A 20,444-nucleotide genomic window follows, 5' to 3' on the forward strand; every position below is an offset into this window, starting at 1 on the left:
CGCGACGATGAGCTCCCCACCGTCCGACGTAGCGGCCCTGCCGGCATCCCCGGCCCCGCCCGTGCCGGTCACCGGCCGGGCGCTGCCCAACGGCCTGGCCGCCTTCCTGGTCTTCTTCTCCAGTGGTGCCGTGCTGGTGCTGGAGACCGTCGCCCTGCGCCTGGTCGGCCCGTACGTCGGGGTGACCCTTCAGGTGACCAGCTCGGTGATCGGCATCGCGCTGGCCGCGATCGCGTACGGGGCGTGGTCCGGCGGTTGGCTGGCCGACCGGCGCAACCCGCGGGGCCTGCTGGCACCGGCGTTGGTGCTGGCCGGCATCGCCACCGCGATCACCCTGCCCGTCGTCCGGTACGCCGGTGAGGTGTTGCGCGGTGGTGCGGCCAGCGGCATCCTGCTGCTTGTCGCGTTGGCGGTGTTCGTGCCGGCCGCGCTGCTGGCCGCGGTCACCCCGCTGGTCGTGAAACTCCAGCTCGCCGACCTGCGCCGCACCGGCCAGGTGGTCGGTCGACTCTCCGGGATCGGCACCCTGGGCGGCATCACCGCAACCCTGCTGACCGGGTTCGTGCTGGTCGCCGCGCTGCGCAGCACCGTCATCCTGCTGGCCCTGGCGCTCGCGCTCGGACTGGTCGGCATCGGCCTCGGCTGGTACCTGCGCCGGCAGGAGCGCACCGAGCTGCCCGGTCCGGCCCGGGCCCGGGCCGCGCTGGCAGTGCTCGGCCTGGCCGGGGCGGGGCTGACCACCGTGGCGCCCAACCCGTGCGACATCGAGACGGCGTACCACTGCGCCCGGGTCACCGCGGACCCCGCCCGGCCCAGCGGGCGGACGCTGCTGCTCAACTCCGCCCAGCACTCGTACGTGGACCTCGCCGACCCGAAACACCTGGAGTACGCGTACACGAAGTGGATCGGCGCGGTCGGCGACGTCGCCGCGCCGGCCGGTCAGCGCCTGGACGCGCTGCATCTGGGCGGCGGTGGTTTCACAGTTCCGCGCTACCTGACCGCGACCCGACCGGGCACCGACAACCTGGTGTTCGAGATCGACGGCGGGCTGGTCGAGCTGGGTGAGCAGGAGTTGGGCGTACGGCCGGGGCCGGAGCTGCGGGCGGTGGTGGGTGACGCCCGGATGCTGGTTGCCGGTGAGCCGACCGACAGCCGTGACCTGGTGGTCGGTGATGCGTTCGGGCACCTGGTGGTGCCCTGGCACCTGGCCACCCGCGAGATGGCCGCCGACGTGCGACGGGTGACCCGCCCCGGCGGCGTGTACGTGCAGAACGTCATCGACTACCCGCCGCTGCGGTTCATCCGTGCCGAGTTGGCCACCGTGGCCGCCGAGTTCGGGCACGTCGCGTTGATCGCGCCGCCGGAAGCGCTCGCACAGGAGCAGGGCTCCAACTTCCTCATCGTCGGCTCCGACGCGCCGTTGCCGCTGGAAGCTGTCCGGGCCCGGCTGGCCGAGGTGGACCCGAAGGTCAGCCTGTTGTCCGGTGGGGCGCTGACGGACTTCGTCGCCGGGGCGATGGTGTTGACCGACGACTACGCCCCGGTGGACCAACTGCTGGCCACCGCCTGATCGGGTGACAATCCTGACCGATTCCGATACTCCAGGTGTAGGCGGGCCGTTCCTGGGCAACATCGCTCACCATGGGTGGTGGGGACCGAAACGGCGCGCAACTGCTCGATGAGCGGTACCGGCTGATCGAGCAGCTCGGCGCGGGCGGCATGTCGGTGGTCTGGCGTGGCTACGACGAGGTGCTCGGCCGCCAGGTCGCGGTGAAGGTGTTGGCCTCACGGCTGGCCAGCGACCGGGCCTTCCGTCACCGCATCCGGATCGAGGCGCAGGCCGCCGCGCGGCTCTGCCACCCCAACATCACCAACGTGTACGACTACGGCGAGTCCGAGCAGGTCGGTCTGACCGTGCCGTACGTGGTGATGGAGCTGGTCGACGGCGCTTCGCTTGCCAGCCGGTTGGGTCGGGAGACCCAGCTGCCGTGGCGGGAGGCGGTGACCATCGGCGCCGAGGTCAGCTCGGCGCTGGCCACCGCGCACGCTCGCGGGGTGGTGCACCGCGACGTCACCCCGGGCAACGTCATGCTCACCTCGACCGGGGTCAAGGTGGTCGACTTCGGCATCTCCGCGCTCGTCGGGGAGAGCGAGAAGGGCCCCGACGGCGCGCTGTTGGGCACTCCCGCGTACCTCGCCCCGGAGCGGCTGGACAACGGCCAGGTCTCCCCGGCCACCGACGTGTACGCCGTCGGGCTGCTGCTCTACCGGATGCTCACCGGCCGACTGCCGTGGCTGGCCAGCACGACCACCCAGATGCTGCGCGCCCACATGTACAACGACCCGGAGCCGATGCCCACCGTCCCGGGGCTGCCCGACGGGGTGGCCGACCTGGTCGGACGTTGCCTGGCCAAGCGGCCCGCGGACCGGCCGGCCACCGCCGAGCTGACCCGGACGCTCGCCGAGGCAGCCGGCATGCTCGCGGCGGTGCCGGTCTCCCCGGCCGCCGGGCCGCTGGACGCGGCCATGCTCGGCAGTGCGCGTACCACGATCCTGCCCTGGTCGGCGGCGACCGACGCGTTGCCGCTGTCGCGGACCCGCAACCGGGACCGTCGGACGCAGCAGCGGGTGACCCGGCGTCGGCGGGTGGAGGCCGGAGTGGCGGCCGTCGGGCTGATCGCGGTCACCGGGGCCATGTGGGGGTTCACCTCGCGCAGCCCGGCCAGCGGCGGGGACCGGCCGACGACCGAGGCTCGGATGGGTCTGCCGGCGGCGGCGCCCTGCGAGGTGGCGTACGCCTTGCGCACCGACTCCGGCACCGAGTTCGCCGCCGAGCTGACTTTGACCAACACCGGTGGTCGTGAGCTGCGGGACTGGGCGATGAGCTTCACCTTCCCCGGTCAGCAGAAGGTGACGAAGGCGGAGCCCGCGCCGGTGCACCAGCAGGGGAGCACGGTGCTGATCCGACCGGCGGCCCAGCGCACCACGCTGGCCCCCGGTGCGGCCGAGAAGGTGATCCTCACGGGTAAGTACAGCGGGGCGAACCCCTTGCCGGTGGAGTTCCGGCTTGGCGAGGCGACCTGCGGGGTTCGGGTGTCCGGTGTCGCCGGCAGTGCGCCGTCGACGGCCCCGCCGAGCAAGGCCGCCACGACGAAGGCTCCGCCCAAGGCGGCGAAGGTGCCCAGCGGCTCCGGTTCGGGCGGCGGCGCGTCGAAGGCCAAGCCGCCGAAGCCTGCGAAGGCTCCGGCGAACCCCGCGAAGGCCGCCGGTGGTGGTAAGGGAAAAGCGGAAAGGTGACCAAGGGGCCGCGTGGTCACCGGAAGTGAGCAGGCCACATTGTGTCGCCACACTTCGGGGCCGTCAGACCAGTTGGTCCGACGGCCCCGATCGGTCTCGCCCTGGGGAGCAGGTCAGCGCATCCCCGCGAATTGCTGCACCTGGTCGATCCCACCCTCGACGATGAGCACCCCGCCCTGGGGGAGCGCCGTGTCGTCGGAGGTGTACCGGAAGCGTTCGCCCGGCAGCTTGGCGCCGACCACGCGTACCCCGAAGCGCTCCTCCGGTTTCAGATCGAGCAGGGTGCGCCCGACCAGTGACTCCGGCACCCGGACGGCGGCGATGGCGAAGTCGTCGTCGAACTCGATGAAGTCGAGCAACCGGCTGACGATCAGGTGCGCGACCCGGTCCCCGGTCTCCGCCTCCGGAAAGATCACGTGGTGCGCGCCCACCGACGCCAGGATCTTGGCGTGCTTCTGCGAGGTGGCCCGTGCCCAGATCTGGGGCACACCCAGCTCGACCAGCGCCAACACGGTGAGCACACTCGCCTCGACCGAGGCCCCGATGGCCACCACCGCCCGCCCGAAACTGGTGATGCCCAGCTGCCGCAGCGCCCCCTCCTCGGTCGCGTCGGCCTGAACCACCCGGTCAAGCTGCGCCGACCAGCGCTGCACCTTCGCCGGGCTGCGGTCAATGGCCAACACCTCGCGGTTCATCCGGCTCAGCGACCCGGCCAGGTGGCAACCGAATCGACCCAGCCCGATCACCACGATGCCGCCGCTGTCCGCGCGTCTAGCCGACACCTCGGCCCTCCCTGCTTCCACGGGTGCGTCTCCGACGTGTGGGTCGGCCGACACTTCCGAAACACGCCCTAGCCGACAATGGGTTGCTCCTGGGGATAGCGGTAGAGCCGGCGTCGGGTGTTCAGGGCGATCGCCGACCCCAGGGTGAGCGTCCCGACGCGTCCGATGAACATCAGCACGGTCAGCACCAGTTGGCCGCCGGCCGGCAGTTCGGCGGCCAGACCGATGGTCAGACCTGTGGTGCTGAACGCCGAGGTGATCTCGAACAGGGCCGCGACGAAGCGGACGCCCTCGGTGAGCAGCAGCAACAGCATGGTTCCGGCCGTCACCAACGCGACGCTGAGCAGCGCCACGGTGATCGCCTGCCGCTGGCTCGCGGTGGCCACCCGCCGGTGTCCGATCGTCACGTCGGGCTCACCCCGCAGCTCCGCCCAGATGGTGAACGCCAGCAGGAAGAACGTGGAGACCTTGATGCCACCGGCCGTGCTGGCGCTGCCGCCGCCGATGAACATCAGCACGATCAGCAGGGGATAGCTCTCCTCCTGGAGAGCGGCGATGTTCACGACGCTGTAGCCGCCGGTGCGGCTCAGCGCGATCTGGGTGAACGACGCGAGGACCTTCCCGGGTACGTCGTACTGGCCGATCGTGCTCGCGTTGGTCCACTCGGCGGCGAGCAGGCCAGCGAAGCCGACCAGCAGCAGCGCCGCGCTGCCCCAGATGGTCAACTTCGTCGCCACCGCCCAGCGGGTGGGTTGCCGCCACTCGCGGACCGCCTCGAAGAGCGCGGGAAACCCGAGACCGCCGATGATCGCGCCGATCGCCAGGGGCAGCGACACCCACGGGTCACGGCTGAAGGCCAGCAGGCCCTCGGTGTAGAGCGCGAATCCACCGTTGTTGAACGCCTGCACGGCGTGGAAGACGCCCGACCAGAGGGCCTGCCCGAAGGGATAGTCGTAGGCCAGCCAGAGCCGACCGGCGACCAGCACTGTCATCACCGCCTCGCAGGCGAAGACGGTCAGCGCGATCCGGCGGAGCAATCGACCCACGTCACCGATGCCGAACTCCCCCGTCTCGGCCTGCACCAGCAACCGGTTGCGCAGCCCGAGCTGACTGGAGACCACCAGGATGACCAACGCCGCGACGGTGAGGATGCCGAGGCCGCCGAGCTGGGTGAGCAGGGTGATCACCACCAGTCCAGCGTCGGACCAGTAGTTCGGCGTGTCGGTGATGGCCATGCCGGTGACCGACACGGCCGAGGTGGCGGTGAAGAGCGCCGTGACCACGGGTGGGCGTACGTGTTCGGTGGTCGCCCAGCGCGTCATGAGCAACCCGGTACCGAGCAGGATCGGCACCAGGAACGCGAACGGCACCAGCCGCACGGGATTGCGGAAAAACCGGCGCACCAGACAATCTTCCTGTCCGCCCACAGTCCTGGAGTGGGAACGGGCATTCCGGAGATTCATCTGCCGGCCAGCCATCGACCAACTCCTGGCAAATCACGGGCGGTCTGCTTACCCGGACCATCGATGACAGGAGACGGCGTTGCGACGTACCCTTTCGACCCTCGGCGTGGCCAGCGCTCTGCTCGCCGCCGCCGTGGCCCTGCCGGCCGTGGCCGCGGCCGAACCAACGGCCAACGCGGACCGCTCCCGGGCCAACGACCGACCAATCGTGATCGGTCACCGTGGCGCCAGCGGCTACCGGCCGGAGCACACGCTGGAGGCGTACCGGTTGGCGATCCGGATGGGTGCCGACTACATCGAGCCGGACCTGGTCTCCACCTCCGACGGCGTGCTGGTCGCCCGGCACGAGAACGAGATTTCCGGCACCACCGACGTGTCGACCCACCCGGAGTTCGCGGCCCGCAAGGCGACGAAGACCATCGACGGTGTCGCGGTGACCGGGTGGTTCACTGAGGACTTCACCCTCGCCGAGCTGAAGACGCTGCGGGCCAAGGAGCGGCTGCCGCAGGTCCGCGTGGCGAACACCGCCTTCGACGGCCGCTTCGAGGTGCCCACCCTCCAGGAGGTCATCGACCTGGCCCGGACCGAGGGGCGGGCACGGGGCCGCACCATCGGCATCTACCCGGAGACCAAGCACCCGACCTACTTCGCCTCGATCAAACTGCCGTTGGAGGAGCCGCTGCTGCGGGTGCTGCGGCAGAACAAGCTGGACCGGAAGAACTCGCCGGTCTTCATCCAGTCGTTCGAGACGGCCAACCTGCGCCGCCTGAGCCGCCTGACCGACGTGAAGCTGGTCCAACTGCTCGACGCGACAGGCCGTCCGTACGACTTCACCGTCGCCGATGACGCCCGCACCTACCAGGATCTGGTCACGCCGGCCGGCCTGAGGTGGATCGCCGGGTACGCCGACGGCATCGGCGCGAACAAGAACCTGCTCGTCCCCCGGAACGCCGCCGGCGCCCTGCTCGCCCCCACCAACGTGGTGCGCGACGCGCACCGTGAGCGGCTGCTCGTGCACTCCTGGACGTTCCGCGCCGAGAACCAGTTCCTCCCGGTGGACTTCCGGATCGGCACCGACCCGAACGCGCGCGGCGACATCACCGCCGAGTACGAACTCTTCCTCGGCCTGGGCCTCGACGGTGTCTTCAGCGACCACCCGGACACTGCCGTCGCCGCCCTCGCCGGCCGCTGACCCACATCTCGGCCCGGAGCTGATCCGCTCCGAGTCGACCACCGGGCCGACCAGGACCGGCCCACACGCTGGCCCGCCTTCCGCCACCCGGACGGCGGGCCAGCGGCACGTTCGGGCGGCCCACGCCGCAAGATCGCACTCGATCCAGGAAGTAGTGGTGTCGCGGCGGCCAGAGGCCACTACAACCAGGATCGAGCACGATCTTGACGGGGTAGCCCTGCCCGAACCGGGCGAATGGTGCGGGGCGACACACGGCTCGGGTGGTCCGTGGGGGTTCGGGCCATCGAGGGCGTGGGCTCCCGGCTGGTAGTGCGGCCCGCTGTAACCTCCGGCCACCTCATTCCTGTTACTTGTGTGTTTCTGCCACATAGCTCGTGGGTGACGTCACTTCTAGCGTGAGCCGTCACGAAGAAGTTCTCTCCCTCTGAGTCCTCATGTGGAGTCGCAATGACGGTCCGGACGACGCGGCGGGCGTTCCTCTCCGCCGCCACGATGATGGCCGCGGCGCTGGCCGCCACGGCCTGTGGCAGCCCGCAGGACACCGCCACCGGCGGCGGCGACAGTGCCGCGCCGGTCAAGGTCGGCCTGGTTTACTCCCAGTCGGGAGCCCTGGCCAGCTATGGAAAGCAGTACATCGAGGGGTTCAAGGCGGGGTTGGACTTCGCCACCAAGGGCACCGGCAAGGTCGGTGACCGGAAGATCGAGCTGACCGAGGTCGACGACGCGGGCGACCCGGCCAAGGCGGTCTCCGCGGCGAAGGACCTGATCGGCAAGGGCACGAAGATCATTGCTGGCTCCACCGCCTCCGGTGTGGCACTCCAGGTGGCGCCGATCGCGGCGCAGAACAAGGTGCTGTTCATCTCCGGCCCGGCCGCCACGGACGCGGTGACCGGCGCGAACAAGTACACCTTCCGCTCCGGTCGGCAGTCGTACCAGGACGTGGTGACCGCCAAGTCGTTCATCGGCGACCCCACCGGCAAAAAGGTGGTGGTCTTCGCCCAGGACGGCGCGTTCGGCGACGCCAACGAGGCTGCCGTCAAGGCCGTCATCGGCAGTGCGGGCGCGACGGTGAGCAGCGTCCGGGCCCCGGCCAGTGCCACCGAGTTCACCCCGTTCGCCAGCCAGATCAAGGCCGCCAAGCCGGACCTGCTCTTCGTGGCGTGGGCGGGCACCACCGCCCCGGCCATGTGGCAGACCCTCGACCAGCAGGGCGTCCTCTCGTCCACCACTGTCGTCACCGGCCTGGACATCCGCGCCTCGTGGCCGACCTTCGGTGCCGCCGGCGCGAAGATCTCCTTCCTGTCGCACTACTTCGACGGTGCCAGCGACACCGAGGCCAGCAAGGCGCTGAAGGCCACTGTCAACACCATCGACCTGTTCCACCCGGACGGCTTCGCCGCCGCGCAGATGGTGGTCCGGGCCGCGCAGGAGGGTGGGGACGACGTCGACAAGATGGCCACCGCGCTGGAGGGCTGGAGCTTCGACGGGGTCAAGGGCAAGATGACCATCCGGGCCGCCGACCACGCGCTGCTCCAGCCGATGTTCCAGGCCAAGCTGACCGGCAGCGGCACCGCGTTCACCGCCACCGCGCAGAAGAGCCTCACCGGTGACGAGACCGCGCCGCCGGCCGTGGCCATGAAGGGCTGACCATGCTCGCCACCCGCGGTCTGACCTGGCGGATCGGTGAGGTCGCCATCGTCGACAGCGTCTACCTCGATCTGGCGCCCGGGGAGTTCCTGGGCGTCATCGGGCCCAACGGCGCCGGTAAGACCTCACTGTTCAACCTGATCACCGGTCTGCGCCGGGCAACCGAGGGCCGGATCGTCCTGGACGGGCAGGACATCGGCGCGCTTCCGCCGCACCGGCGGGCCCGCCTCGGTCTGGGCCGTACCTTCCAGGCGTCCTCGGTCTTCGGCTCGCTCAGCGTGCGGGAGAACGTCCGGCTCGCCGTGCAGGCGCACCGCGGGGGCTCGATGGCGCTGTGGCGGCGGGCGGCGGCCGACCGGGAGGTCGCCGCCGCCGCCGACGCGGCGCTCGACCGGGTCGGCCTCGCCCACCGGGGTACGGCCCTCGCCGGCACCCTGGCCCACGGCGAGAAGCGCAAACTGGAGATCGCCCTGCTGCTCGCCGGTGAACCGCGGGTGATGCTGCTGGACGAGCCGATGGCCGGGGTCAGCGCCGAGGACGTGCCGGAGCTGGTCGCCGTCATCAAGTCGTTGACCGGCGACAGCGGCCGGGCGGTGCTGATGGTCGAGCACCACATGGACGTCATCCTGGAACTGGCCGACCGCATCGCCGTCATGCACCACGGCGCGCTGCTGGCCTGCGACACCCCGGAGACGGTGATGGCCAACCCCACAGTGCAAGAGGCCTACCTGGGGGAGTCGCTCTGATGGAACCGATCCTCAGTGTGGAGGAGCTGTCGGTCCGGATCTCCGGGCTGCACATCCTCCAGGGGGTGTCCTTCACTGTCGCCCCGACCGGCGTGACCGTCCTGCTCGGTCGCAACGGCGTCGGCAAGACCACCACGCTGCGCGCGATCGTCGGCCTCACCCCGCCCGCCGGGGAGGTCCGCGGCACCATCCGGATGGGCGCGCAGAGCCTGCTGGCCCGGCCGACGCACCGGCTGGTCCGCGGTGGGCTCGGCTACGTGCCCGAGGACCGCTGCGTGTTCGCCGGGCTCACCGTCGCGGAGAACCTGCGGCTCGCCGAACGGCGCGGCACCACCCCGGCGTACGACAAGGTCTTCGCGCTCTTTCCGGAGCTGGACCGGCGCGGACGGCAACGGGCCGGTTCGCTCTCCGGCGGGCAGCAGCAGATGCTCGCCATCGGTCGGGTGCTGCTCAACGACAACCGGCTGCTGCTCGTCGACGAGCCGACCAAGGGGTTGGCGCCGAAGGTGGTGACCGAGGTGGCCGAGGTGTTGGAACGGGTCGCGGAGTCGGTGCCGGTGCTGCTGGTCGAGCAGAACCTGGCCGTCGTACGCCGACTGGCCCGCGACGCGGTCGTGCTGGCCGCCGGCAAGGTGGCCTGGACCGGCGACGCCCACGAGTTGCTGTTGGAGACCGCGTTGACGAAGTCGCTGCTCGGTGTCGGCTCCGCGGAGGTGGCCACGCCGAGCGCGAGGAGTGAGCTTGCGAGCCCCGCAGCCGCGAGGGAGGACCAGCTCTGATGGGCACAGTGATCCTGTTGGCGTTGACCGGGCTCGGTCTGGCGGCGCTGTACTTCCTGGTCGCCTCCGGCCTGTCCCTGGTCTTCGGCCTGGCCGACGTGCTCAACTTCGCGCACGGGCTGTTCCTCGGCGTCGGCGCGTACGGCACCTGGTGGGCGGCGGGCAACCTGCCGGGCGCCGGCCCGGACGGGTTCGGCTTCGTGTTGGCTGTCGCCTTCGGGGTGGCCGCCGGCACGCTGGTCGCGATCCTGGTCGAGCTGGTGCTGATCCGCCCGCTGTACTCCCGCACCATCGAGCAGGTGCTGGTCACCGTCGGGCTGTCGCTGGCCGGGGTGGCGTTGCTCCAGGCCACCTGGGGTGCGGACGCCCGGCCGTTCCCGCGTCCGGACTGGACCCGGCAGGTGACCGGGATCTTCGGCGCGCAGGTGCCGAACGGTGGCCTGCTGCTGATCATCGCGGCGGTGCTGGTGCTCGGCGCGATCCTGGCGTTCCTGCGGTGGACCCGGTACGGCCTGGTGATCCGGGCCGGGGTGGAGAACCGGGAGATGGTGACCGCGTTGGGCATCGACGTCCGCAAGGCGTTCACGCTGGTCTTCGCGATCGGTGGGGCGGCCGCCGCGCTCGCCGGCGCGCTCGGCGGGGTCTACTTCGGCACCGTCTCGCCCGGGCAGGGCGGCTCGCTACTGATCTTCGCGTTCATCGTGGTGGTGATCGGCGGAATGGGCTCGGTGGTCGGCTCCGCGTACGCGGCGGTCGTGGTCGGGCTGGTGCAGCAGTTCGTCAACTACTACGGCACGTCCGGGCTGGGCGACATCTGCGTGGTCGGGCTGCTGGCCGTGGTGCTGCTGCTGCGCCCGCAGGGCATCGCCGGAAAGGTGGCAACGGCATGACGGTGATCGACGCGCCTCGCGCACAGGTGCCCGACGAACTGAGCCCGCAGCGGGGGCGATGGCACCGGGTCCGCCCGTTCCTGCCGCTGGTCGCACTGGTCGTGCTGGCGATCCTGCCGTACTCGACGATCTCCCTGCCGGGGATCTTCGAGGGGCCGGTCAACTCACCCGGCACCCTGCAACTGCTCGCCATCTGCCTGATCTTCGGCGGGCTGGCGGCCGGGTACGACCTGCTCTTCGGCCGGACCGGGATGCTCTCCTTCGGGCACGCGCTGTACTTCGCCGCCGGTGTCTACGGCACCGACATCCTGGTCACCCGGGCCGGTCTGCCGCTGTGGCAGGCGGCGCTGCTGACCGTCACCGGCGGCACCATCCTCGCCGCGCTGCTCGGCGCGGTGGCGCTGCGGACGGTGGGCATCGCGTTCGCCATGGTCACGTTGGCCTTCGCCCAGGTCGGGGCGATCCTGGTGGCCCGGGACTTCGGCGGGCTCACCGGTGGCGAGGAGGGCCTGCCGCTGGACGTGTCGGGGCTGCCCGCCGGGCTGGTGGGGGTGACCAACACGGTCAACCTGTACTGGTTGGCGTTGGCGTACCTGACCCTGGTGGTCTTCGTGGTGCACCGGGTGAGCGGCTCACCGACCGGTCGGGTGCTCGCCGGGCTGCGCGACGACGAGCGGCGGATCGGTGTGCTCGGGTTGGACCCGTACCGCTACAAGCTGGTGGCGTTCACCCTGGCCGGCGGCTTGGCGTCGGCGGGCGGGGTGGTCTACGTCCTGATCGTCGGCGGCGCGTCGCCGCACATCACGTCGTCCGAGCTGACCCTGTCGCTGCTGGTCATGGTGGTGCTCGGCGGGCCTGGCACCCGGTGGGGTCCGGTGCTCGGTGGTGTCCTCTACATGTACCTGGATCACCGGCTCACCGCCTTCGGCACGAGCGACGCGGTGGACAACCTACCGGCCGTCCTCAGCCGTCCGCTGAGCCAGCCGCTGTTCGTCCTGGGCACTGTCTTCATCCTGGCTGTCTACTTCTTCCCAGGTGGCCTGACCAGCCTCGCCCCCCGCCTGTCCCACCTGACCCGAGCGCTCCGTCCCCCACGACGCGGCTGAGCGCGTTGACTCCACGTCGACCCTGTTGATCAAGAGGTTTGCGTCGGAATCCGGCCGAATGATGACGCAAACCTCTTGATCAACAGGGGGATGACGGACGGCGCTGGTAGAAATGCCGGGTGGAGACAGCAGAGCGGGCAGCGGTACGGGAACGGGCCGAGGCGGTGCTGCGCCGGCTGGCCGGTGACCACGCCCGGCTGCGCGAGGATCAGTGGCGCGCCATCGAGGCGCTGGTCGTCGACCGGCGACGGGTGCTCTGCGTCCAGCGCACCGGTTGGGGCAAGTCGGCTGTCTACTTCGTGGCCACCGCACTGCTCCGGGACCGCGAGCAGGGCCACCAGGCCGGGCCGACCGTCATCGTCTCGCCGCTGCTGGCGTTGATGCGCAACCAGGTCGAGGCCGCCGCGCGGGCCGGCATCCGGGCCCGCACGATCAACTCGGCGAACCTCGACGAGTGGGACGAGATCACCGCCGAGATCCAGACCGGCGCGGTGGACGTGCTGCTGATCAGCCCGGAACGCCTCAACAACCCGGATTTCCGCGACGGCGTCCTGCCGAAGTTGGCCGCCACCACCGGCCTGCTGGTGGTCGACGAGGCGCACTGCGTCTCCGACTGGGGGCACGACTTCCGACCGGACTACCGGCGGCTGCGGACGTTCCTCGCCGAGCTGCCCGAGCGCACCCCTGTGCTGGCGACCACCGCCACCGCCAACGCCCGGGTCACCCAGGATGTCGCCGAGCAGCTGGGCGACGCCCTCATCCTGCGCGGCACCCTGGACCGCGAGTCGCTGCGCCTCGGGGTGCTCGACCTGCCCAGCCCGGCGCACCGGCTGGCCTGGCTCGCCGACCACCTGGACCAGCTGCCCGGCTCGGGCATCGTCTACACGCTGACCGTGGCGGCAGCGGGGGAGACTGCCGAATTCCTGCGCTCCCGGGGCTACCCGGTCGCCTCGTACAGCGGGCAGTCCGACGACGCCGACCGGCGGGCCGCCGAACAGGACCTGCTCGACAACAAGATCAAGGCTTTGGTCGCCACCAGCGCCCTCGGCATGGGCTTCGACAAGCCGGACCTGGGCTTCGTCGTCCACCTCGGCGCGCCACCCTCGCCGATCGCGTACTACCAGCAGGTCGGCCGCGCGGGCCGCGCCGTCGAGCACGCCGAGGTGCTGCTGCTGCCCGGCGTCGAGGACGCCGCGATCTGGCGTTATTTCGCCTCGCTCGCGTTCCCACCGGAGCAGCAGGTCCGGGCCGTGCTGGCCGCCCTGCACACCGACCGCCCGCTCTCCACCCAGGCTCTCGAACCCCTCGTCGACCTGCGCCGGGCCCGGTTGGAGCTGATGCTCAAGGTGCTCGACGTGGACGGCGCGGTCCGCCGGGTGCGCGGTGGTTGGCTCGCCACCGGCGAGCCGTGGGTCTACGACGAGGCCCGGTTGCGCCGCGTCGCCGAGGCACGCACCGTCGAGCAACAGGCTATGCGGGAGTACGCGACGACGTCCGACTGCCGGATGCGGTATCTACGGGAACGCCTGGACGACACCGAGGCGGCTGACTGCGGCCGATGCGACAGGTGCGCCGACCCACTCTTCGCCGCGGACGTGTCGACGGCCGCGCTCTCCGCCGCGCAGACCTTTCTGGGTCGACCCGGCGTGGAGATCGCGCCGAAGAAGCTCTGGCCGACCGGGCTCGACGCGGTGGGCGTACCCCTCAAGGGCCGGATCGCCCCCGCGGACCAGGCGCTGCCGGGTCGGGCCGTCGGGCGCCTCTCCGACCTGGGCTGGGGTGGCCGGCTGCGCGCTCTCGTCGGCCCGGAAGCGCCCGACGCGCCGGTGCCCGACGACGTCGCCGGCGCGGTCGTGGAGGTGCTGAAGGCGTGGGCGCACGGCGACGCCCCGTGGCCCCGTCGGCCGGTGGCGGTGGTCGCCGTCGGTTCCCGGCGGCGGCCCCGGCTGCTCGGCTCGCTGGCGGAGCGGATCGCCACAGTGGGCCGGCTGCCGCTGCTCGGCGAGGTCACCGCGACCGGCCCCGATGGCCCGGCCGGGCCGCGCGGCAACAGCGCCCAACGGGTACGCGCGCTGCACGACGCCTTCACAGTGCCGACCGACCTGGCCGACGCCCTGGCCGGGCTGGACGGCCCGGTGCTGCTCGTCGACGACCTGATCGACTCGGGCTGGACGATGACGCTGGTGGCCCGGGCCCTACGCCGTGCCGGCGCGACCGACGTGCTCCCGCTCGCCCTCGCCGTGGCCGGCTGACCCGCTGCCGTCCGGTTGGGTGGGAAAGTTCCCGGGCGGTGTCGAATGCGACCGTCGCCACGCTGTCCGGGCGTCGGCCTGACGCGGCCGGACGCGGCGGTACCGTGGGCGGCATGACCGACCAGCAGCCCGTCCGCCGCGCGTGTGCCGGCACGGACCCGACCGCCGGCACGGACCCGACCGCCGGCGGCGAGGCCGGTCAGGCGCTGGGCGTCGGTCGTGACTGACCAGGGCCCCGCCGAGCCGGACCGGAGCACTATAAGGCTGGCGCTGGTGGTCGGCGGGCTGGTGCTGGCGGTGCTGCTCGGCTTCGGGCTCGGCCGGCTGAACGCCAACGGTGCCGTCACCGGCAGTCCGTCGTTGGCCGCCGAGCACACCGACCCACCGGGCGTCGCGCCGCACAACCACGGCAGTGCCACCACCACCGATCAGGGCGCGGCCACCGAGCCGGGCGGTCTGGCGGTCAGCTCGGCCGGGTTCACAGTGGTGCCCCTGGCCACCGAGTTCGCGGCGGGTCGCCCCGGTCAGCTCCGCTTCCAGGTGCGCGACGCACAGCGCCGGCCGGTGACCCGGTTCGCCATCGTGCACGACAAGCCGATGCACCTCATCGTCGTCCGGCGGGACCTGACCGGTTACCAGCATCTGCACCCGACCATGGCGACGGACGGCACCTGGTCGGTGCCGTTGACCCTCGCACAGCCCGGCCTCTGGCGCGCGTACGCCGATTTCACAGTGGTCGCCGACAACGGCGCCCAGACCGCGGTGACCCTCGGGACGGACCTGGTGGCACCCGGCGACTATCGGCCCCGTCCACTGCCGGCGCCGACCACCTCGACGACCGTGGACGGCTTCACCGTCGGCTACCAGGGCACGCCGCAGGCCGGGGCGACAGTGCCGCTGACCTTCCGGGTCGACGGTGCTGGCGGCGCAGCCCCGCTGGAGCGCTACCTCGGGGCGTACGGGCACCTGGTGGCGTTGCGCGAGGGCGACCTCGGCTACCTGCACGTGCACCCGGAAACCGAGTTGGTGGACGGTCAGATCAGGTTCTGGTTGACCACCCCCGGCCCAGGCCGCTACCGCCTCTACCTCGACTTCCAGGTGAACGCCGAAGTCCGAACAGCCGAATTCACTCTGACCGTCCCCTAGGCGCCCCGGCCCTCCGTCGCCTTCCTTGCGTTGATCATGAAGTTCTTGCCACTCGCCGCGGCGTGTCTTGGCAATAACTTCATGATCAGCGGGAGCGGGAGCGGGGTTCAGCCGGCTCGGCGGATGGGGCGGCGGGCCAGGTAGCGGAGCAGGTCGCGGATGTGGTGCTTCTCCTCGGCGGGGACCGTGGGGTCGGCCAGCCGGTCCAGGATGGCCCGGACGTCGGCCTCGACCGGGCCGTCGTCGTGGCGGCGGCGAGGCGCGGGGCCGGCGTCGGGCAGCCCGAGAGCGCGGAACGCGGCGGCGACCGGCAGATCCAGTGCGGCGCAGAAGCCGCGCACCTTGGCCAACTCGGGATAGTCCTGCCAGTCACCGGCCAGCCAGCGGAAGACGGTGGAGCGACCCACGCCCGTGTGCGAGGCAAGATCAGTCACGGTCCAGCCACGTTCGTCGCGAGCGTCATCGATGGCGCGCCGGACGAAGCGGGCGAAGGCCATCTGCGGTGATACGTCGGCGGATCCCATCCCTGTGTGTCTTCCCCTCCCACCGGAGCACCGGGACGATGCGCCTTCCGAGGGTAGTACGCCAGGAGCCGGAAACAATTGACTGACCGCACAAACTGTCCCGTGGACGAGACTTTCTCCGGAAGCGTGTGTGCAGAACGAAAATTGCATCGAGCGATCTTCATCGTTCTTCCATTAGGCTCGGTGCCCGTCCCGACATCGCGTCTGTCGCTGCCGCCTCCGACCGGACCACCGCCGAGGAGCACCATGGCCGAATCGAGCCGCCCCCAGCCGTACCAGCCCGGTGCGGTGAGCCTCTTCTTCGTCGCCAAGGCCGGCGTCTTCGCCGCCGCGTTCTGGATCTGGTTGCTGGTCCTGGTGCTCCGCACCGACTCCGCGACCGGTCTCCAGGTGCTGGCCGCCACCGGCACCATCACCACCACGCTCGTCGCGGTCCTGCTCGGCGCCCGGATGGCGTTGCAACAGAACGCCGCCATCCGGCACGCCGAGGTGAAGAAGCTACTGGTCGACATCTCCTGGAACGCCTTCGCGGCGGCCGGCAACGCCGAGACCGGGGGCAAGGTCGTACCATTCCCGACCGCACCGGGCGACGGTGAGTGGGCCACCCAGCGACCCGCCGCGGACCGGGTGTCGGTCCTCGACCGTGGTGCCAGCGAGCGCAACGGTGGCCGGGACCGCCGACGCCAGCCACCCAGGAGCTAGGACGCCTCTCCGGTGGCCAGCAGGGTCTCCAGCCGGGGAGTGACCTGCCACTGGTCCACCAGCTCGCGGTACTCCGCGCGCTGCGGCTCGGTTGCCCCGGCACCGGTGCGACGGGCGCGGATCAGCAGGTTACGCGGGGTGTGCTGCGAGTCCACGAACTCCACCACCTCGGTCCGGTACCCGTGCACCCGCAGCAGCCCGGCGCGCAGCGCGTCGGTGAGCACGTCGGCGAAGCGCTCGCGCAGGATGCCCTGCCGGGTCAGCAGCTCGTACGGGGCCGGGGCGGGGTGGGCGCGGAGCTGCCTCGCCAGATCGTGGTGGCAGCACGGCGCGGCCAGCACCCAGCGGGCCTCCCAGCGCACCGCGCGAGCCAGCGCCTCGTCGGTGGCGGTGTCGCAGGCGTGCAGCGCCAGCACCAGGTCGGGGGCGGGGTCGACGACGGCGTCGGCGATCGTCCCGGCCACGAAGCTGATCTGCTCGGCCCAGCCCAGCCGCTGCGCCAGCTCGGTGTTGCGCCGCCGCTGGTCCTCCCGGACGTCCACGCCGACCAGCTGGACGTCGAGCCCCCGACTCGTCAGGTAGCGGTACGCGGCGAACGTCAGGTAGGCGTTGCCGCAGCCGAGGTCGACCACCCGCAGCGGACCGGTCAGGTCGTCGGGCAGGGTCGCGGCCAGGGCCCGCAGGAACGCGTCCACCTGGCGGCGCTTGGCCGCCGAGCCGCCGATCTCCGCGAAGATCGGGTCGCCGGGGTCGAGCAGGTATTCCTTCGTCCGGTCGTTTCCGGTGGGCGTCGCCGCCGGGCGGGACGTCGCGGCCCGGTGCACCTGCGCCTCGCCGGACTTGGTCACCCGCAGTTGGAGAGTCGCGTCAGCCGTCTCGACGTGCCAGTTGCCGAACGGCTCGGCGAGCAGTTCGTCGATCGCCGCAGCGGCCTCCGGACCGGAAGCGAGGTTGCGGGTGTAGGGGCGCGCACCGTCGGACGTGGTGATCTGCATCCGGGGCCCGGCCTTGAGCCGCACCGGCCGCAGCTCGGCCCGGTCAACGGTGGGGCGGCGACCGCGTCGACGTCCGGCGGCGACCGCCCGGGTCAGGGCGGGGTCGAGCAGCAGCGCCCGAACCTCGGTCAGGGCGGCGTCCAGTGGTTGCGGCATCGTTCCATCTTCGGCAGGTGGGGTGGGAGAAGGGAACATCCCCCGCGCCGCGCGAGGCGGTGCGGGGGATGTCAGGTGTGGCTGGTGGTCAGTCCGCGGTCGCCTCGGCCGGCGTGTCCGCACCGGAACCGCCACCACGGCGGCGGCGTCGGCGGCGCGGCTTGGACGCCTCGCCGTCGGACGCGGTGGCCGGCTCGGAGGGGCCGGCGTCGGCGGAGATCACCGCGGTCGCCTCGGCCGCGACCACCTCGCCGGCCCGGCGACGACGCCGGCGGCGGGGGGTACGGGTGCCTTCGTCGGCGGCGTCGGCCGCGGGTGCCTCGGCGACGGCCGGCGTGTCGGCGTCGGAGCGGTCGCGGCGGCCATCGCCCCGACCACGGCGCTCGCCGCGACCCTCACCACGGCTCTCGCCGCGTCGGGGGCCCCGACCACCGCTGTCGCCCCGGCGGGAGCGGGTCGTCCCACCCAGATCCTCTTCGATCTCGGCGGACAGCCCGGCCCGGGTGCGCTCGGCCGTGGGCAGCGTGCCGCTGACCTCGGTGGAGATGTGCAGGTCGGTGTAAAGGTGCGGCGACGTGTGGTACGTCTCCGGCGGCTCCGGCATCTCCAGACCGAGGGTCTTGTCGATGATCCGCCAGCGTGGCATGTCGTCCCAGTCGACGAAGGTCACCGCGACACCGGTCGCGCCGGCCCGGCCGGTACGACCGATCCGGTGGGTGTAGGTGTCCTGGTCTTCCGGGCAGTCGTAGTTGATGACGTGGGTGACGCCGGTGACGTCCAGCCCACGCGCCGCCACGTCGGTGGCGACCAGGATGTCGATCTTGCCGGCCCGGAAGGCCCGCAGGGCCCGCTCGCGGGCGCCCTGGCCGAGGTCACCGTGCACTGCGGCGACCGCGAACCCGCGGAAGTCGAGGTCCTCGGCGACCCGGTCGGCGGCTCGCTTGGTACGCGTGAAGATCATGGTCAGCCCACGCCCCTCCGCCTGGAGGATGCGCGCCACCACCTCGACCTTGTTCATCGAGTGGGTGCGGTAGACCAACTGCTGCGTCTGCGGCGACGGGCCGGTCTCGGCGGTGTGCCCGGCGTGGATCGTCATCGGCTGGCGCAGGAAGCGCCGCGACAGGGTGACGATCGGGTCCGGCATGGTGGCCGAGAAGAGCATCGTCTGCCGGTCTTCCGGAAGCATCGCCAGGATCTTCTCGACGTCGTCGAGGAAGCCCAGGTCGAGCATCCGGTCGGCCTCGTCGAGGACGAGTGCGTGCACCCGGTCGAGCCGGAGGTGCTTCTGCTTCTGCAGATCCATCAGTCGGCCAGGCGTGCCGACCAGGATCTCGACGCCCTTGCGCAGCGCGTCGATCTGCGGCTCGTAGGCCACGCCGCCGTAGATCGGCAGCACCCGGACGCCACGCGTCCGGCCGGCGGCGGCCAGGTCCTTGGCGACCTGGATGCCCAGCTCACGGGTGGGGACGACAACCAGCGCCTGGGGAACACCGTCGCTGCCCTCGCCCGGGGCGAAGACCCGGTCGAGCAGCGGTACGCCGAAGCCGAGGGTCTTGCCGGTGCCGGTGGGCGCCTGACCGATCAGGTCGACGCCGCGCAGCGCGATCGGGATCGCGTACTCCTGGATGGCGAAGGCGCGGGTGATGCCGGCCGAGGCCAGGGCCTCGACGGTCTCGGCGCGGGCGCCGAGTGCGGCGAACGTGGGGGCCTCCGGTCGAACCGGGGCGGTGGGGGCCAGTTCCTGGCCGTCCAGCAAATCTTGAGTCAGGTCGCTCATGTGGATGTGGGGGTGCCCTCTCGTGGGTGCGCCCGTCATGTCCTCAGGGCGCGTTCGGTATGACGCGGGCCACACGGTCGGCGGCAGATTGCCGAGCCGGACCGGGCCGCACGCGCGCCGCGGGCTGAGCTTCGATCAGATCGGCGCCCACGGCAACTGCTCCATGTTACCTGAACAGGCATGTCCCCGTCGCGATTCCCGGTCGGCCACTCGCCACGCGGGGCAAGTAAATGTGACCTACGCCACACCAATTACGCGCCGCCCATCCCGTCGACCTTGATCGTGAAGTTGCGCTGGGGTGCGCGGGACGCCCGCCAGGGCCGGTGCGCGATAGCCTGCCGCTCGTGTCCGGTTCCGCGTACGCCGACCTGCTGGGTCTGGTCGCCTTCGGTGAGCTGCTCGCCTTCGAGCGGATGGCGGGCGATGCCCGGCTCGCTCCTGACCTGCGCCGCCGGGCCGCACTGAACGAGATGGCCGCGGCCGAGATCGCCAACTACCGGCGCATCGCCGACCGGCTCACCGCGCTGGGCGTACCGCCGGAGGCTGCGATGGCGCCCTATGTCGAGCCGTTGCAGGCTTACCACGATTCGACCGAGCCACGGGACTGGGCGGAAGTGGTCACCAAGGCGTACGTGGGCGACGCGATCACCGACGACTTCGTTCGCGAGATCGCCGATGCGCTGGAGGAACCGGACCGGGCGCTGGTGCTGGACGTCCTGCACGACTCCCGGTACGCGGATTTCGCCGCGGCGGAGATCCGGGTGGCCGTCGCCGACGACCCCCGGGTGGCTGGTCGACTCTCGATGTGGGCCCGCCGGCTGGTCGGCGAGGCGTTGTCCCAGGCCGGCCGCGTCGCCGCCGAGCGGGCCACCCTCACCGCGCTGATCGCGCGCGACGGCCGGGTCGACGTGCCGGGGCTGTTCGGCAGGCTCACCACCACGCACACGGCGCGGATGGCCGCCGCCGGGCTGAACAACTGACCACCCGGGC

At 71.5% G+C, this 20,444-nt stretch carries 17 protein-coding genes; 12 read left to right on the forward strand and 5 right to left on the reverse strand.

Features of this window, described 5'->3' with window-relative positions:
• The first annotated feature begins 7 nt into the window (after positions 1-7).
• Positions 8-1,570 (forward strand): fused MFS transporter/spermidine synthase family protein, encoded by a 1,563-nt coding sequence (locus FB453_RS13090; RefSeq protein ID WP_486480254.1) that lies wholly within the window; start codon positions 8-10, stop codon positions 1,568-1,570.
• 71 nt (positions 1,571-1,641) lie between these two features.
• Positions 1,642-3,297 (forward strand): serine/threonine-protein kinase, encoded by a 1,656-nt coding sequence (locus FB453_RS13095; protein ID WP_145790188.1) that lies wholly within the window; start codon positions 1,642-1,644, stop codon positions 3,295-3,297.
• A gap of 113 nt (positions 3,298-3,410) precedes the next feature.
• Here the strand turns inward: FB453_RS13095 and FB453_RS13100 are convergent, their stop codons facing one another.
• On the reverse strand, positions 3,411-4,079 hold the full coding sequence (locus FB453_RS13100; RefSeq protein ID WP_145790190.1) for a potassium channel family protein: 669 nt from the start codon (positions 4,077-4,079) through the stop codon (positions 3,411-3,413).
• A gap of 68 nt (positions 4,080-4,147) precedes the next feature.
• The gene (locus FB453_RS13105; protein WP_145790192.1) at positions 4,148-5,482 is read right to left on the reverse strand and encodes a potassium transporter TrkG; all 1,335 of its coding nucleotides are present in this window, start codon (positions 5,480-5,482) and stop codon (positions 4,148-4,150) included.
• Between the two features lie 139 nt (positions 5,483-5,621).
• Between FB453_RS13105 and FB453_RS13110 the strand changes: the two genes are divergently transcribed.
• The 8 genes from FB453_RS13110 (at position 5,622) to FB453_RS13145 (ending at position 15,300) form a co-directional block, all read left to right on the forward strand.
• The gene (locus FB453_RS13110; protein ID WP_145790194.1) at positions 5,622-6,734 is read left to right on the forward strand and encodes a glycerophosphodiester phosphodiesterase; all 1,113 of its coding nucleotides are present in this window, start codon (positions 5,622-5,624) and stop codon (positions 6,732-6,734) included.
• A gap of 447 nt (positions 6,735-7,181) precedes the next feature.
• Complete coding sequence (locus FB453_RS13115; protein ID WP_145790196.1) at positions 7,182-8,381, forward strand: substrate-binding domain-containing protein; 1,200 nt, start codon at positions 7,182-7,184, stop codon at positions 8,379-8,381.
• Positions 8,382-8,383: 2 nt separating this feature from the next.
• Positions 8,384-9,127: an ABC transporter ATP-binding protein gene (locus FB453_RS13120; RefSeq protein WP_112584733.1), complete on the forward strand. Its 744-nt coding sequence runs from the start codon at positions 8,384-8,386 to the stop codon at positions 9,125-9,127.
• The gene (locus FB453_RS13125; RefSeq protein ID WP_181518617.1) at positions 9,127-9,906 is read left to right on the forward strand and encodes an ABC transporter ATP-binding protein; all 780 of its coding nucleotides are present in this window, start codon (positions 9,127-9,129) and stop codon (positions 9,904-9,906) included. The genes FB453_RS13120 and FB453_RS13125 overlap by 1 nt, the downstream gene beginning before the upstream one ends.
• Positions 9,906-10,796, forward strand: a complete 891-nt coding sequence (locus FB453_RS13130; RefSeq protein ID WP_112584735.1) for a branched-chain amino acid ABC transporter permease — start codon at positions 9,906-9,908, stop codon at positions 10,794-10,796. Before FB453_RS13125 ends, FB453_RS13130 begins: the two co-directional genes overlap by 1 nt.
• Entirely contained in the window at positions 10,793-11,902 is a 1,110-nt protein-coding gene (locus tag FB453_RS13135) for a branched-chain amino acid ABC transporter permease (protein ID WP_145790198.1), read from the forward strand. Before FB453_RS13130 ends, FB453_RS13135 begins: the two co-directional genes overlap by 4 nt.
• Before the next feature lie 119 nt (positions 11,903-12,021).
• On the forward strand, positions 12,022-14,154 hold the full coding sequence (locus FB453_RS13140; RefSeq protein ID WP_145790200.1) for a DEAD/DEAH box helicase: 2,133 nt from the start codon (positions 12,022-12,024) through the stop codon (positions 14,152-14,154).
• A 219-nt stretch (positions 14,155-14,373) separates the two neighbouring features.
• Positions 14,374-15,300, forward strand: coding sequence for a hypothetical protein (locus FB453_RS13145; RefSeq protein ID WP_145790202.1), 927 nt, complete (start codon positions 14,374-14,376; stop codon positions 15,298-15,300).
• Positions 15,301-15,407: 107 nt separating this feature from the next.
• Here the strand turns inward: FB453_RS13145 and FB453_RS13150 are convergent, their stop codons facing one another.
• Positions 15,408-15,824, reverse strand: coding sequence for a helix-turn-helix domain-containing protein (locus FB453_RS13150; protein ID WP_091402568.1), 417 nt, complete (start codon positions 15,822-15,824; stop codon positions 15,408-15,410).
• Positions 15,825-16,070: 246 nt separating this feature from the next.
• On the opposite strand from FB453_RS13150, the gene FB453_RS13155 reads away from it, so the two are divergent.
• The gene (locus FB453_RS13155; protein ID WP_145790204.1) at positions 16,071-16,526 is read left to right on the forward strand and encodes a hypothetical protein; all 456 of its coding nucleotides are present in this window, start codon (positions 16,071-16,073) and stop codon (positions 16,524-16,526) included.
• Here FB453_RS13155 and FB453_RS13160 read toward each other — a convergent pair.
• Positions 16,523-17,677 carry a class I SAM-dependent methyltransferase gene (locus FB453_RS13160; RefSeq protein ID WP_145790206.1) on the reverse strand — a complete coding sequence of 385 codons (1,155 nt, stop codon included), beginning with the start codon at positions 17,675-17,677 and terminating at the stop codon, positions 16,523-16,525. The two genes, FB453_RS13155 and FB453_RS13160, sit on opposite strands and share 4 nt — an antisense overlap.
• 88 nt (positions 17,678-17,765) lie before the next feature.
• Entirely contained in the window at positions 17,766-19,454 is a 1,689-nt protein-coding gene (locus tag FB453_RS13165; RefSeq protein ID WP_112584741.1) for a DEAD/DEAH box helicase, read from the reverse strand.
• A 344-nt stretch (positions 19,455-19,798) separates the two neighbouring features.
• Between FB453_RS13165 and FB453_RS13170 the strand changes: the two genes are divergently transcribed.
• Positions 19,799-20,434, forward strand: a complete 636-nt coding sequence (locus tag FB453_RS13170; protein ID WP_486480255.1) for a ferritin-like fold-containing protein — start codon at positions 19,799-19,801, stop codon at positions 20,432-20,434.
• The last annotated feature ends 10 nt before the right edge of the window (positions 20,435-20,444 follow it).

The sequence above is a fragment of the Micromonospora sp. CNZ322 genome, assembly GCF_007827755.1.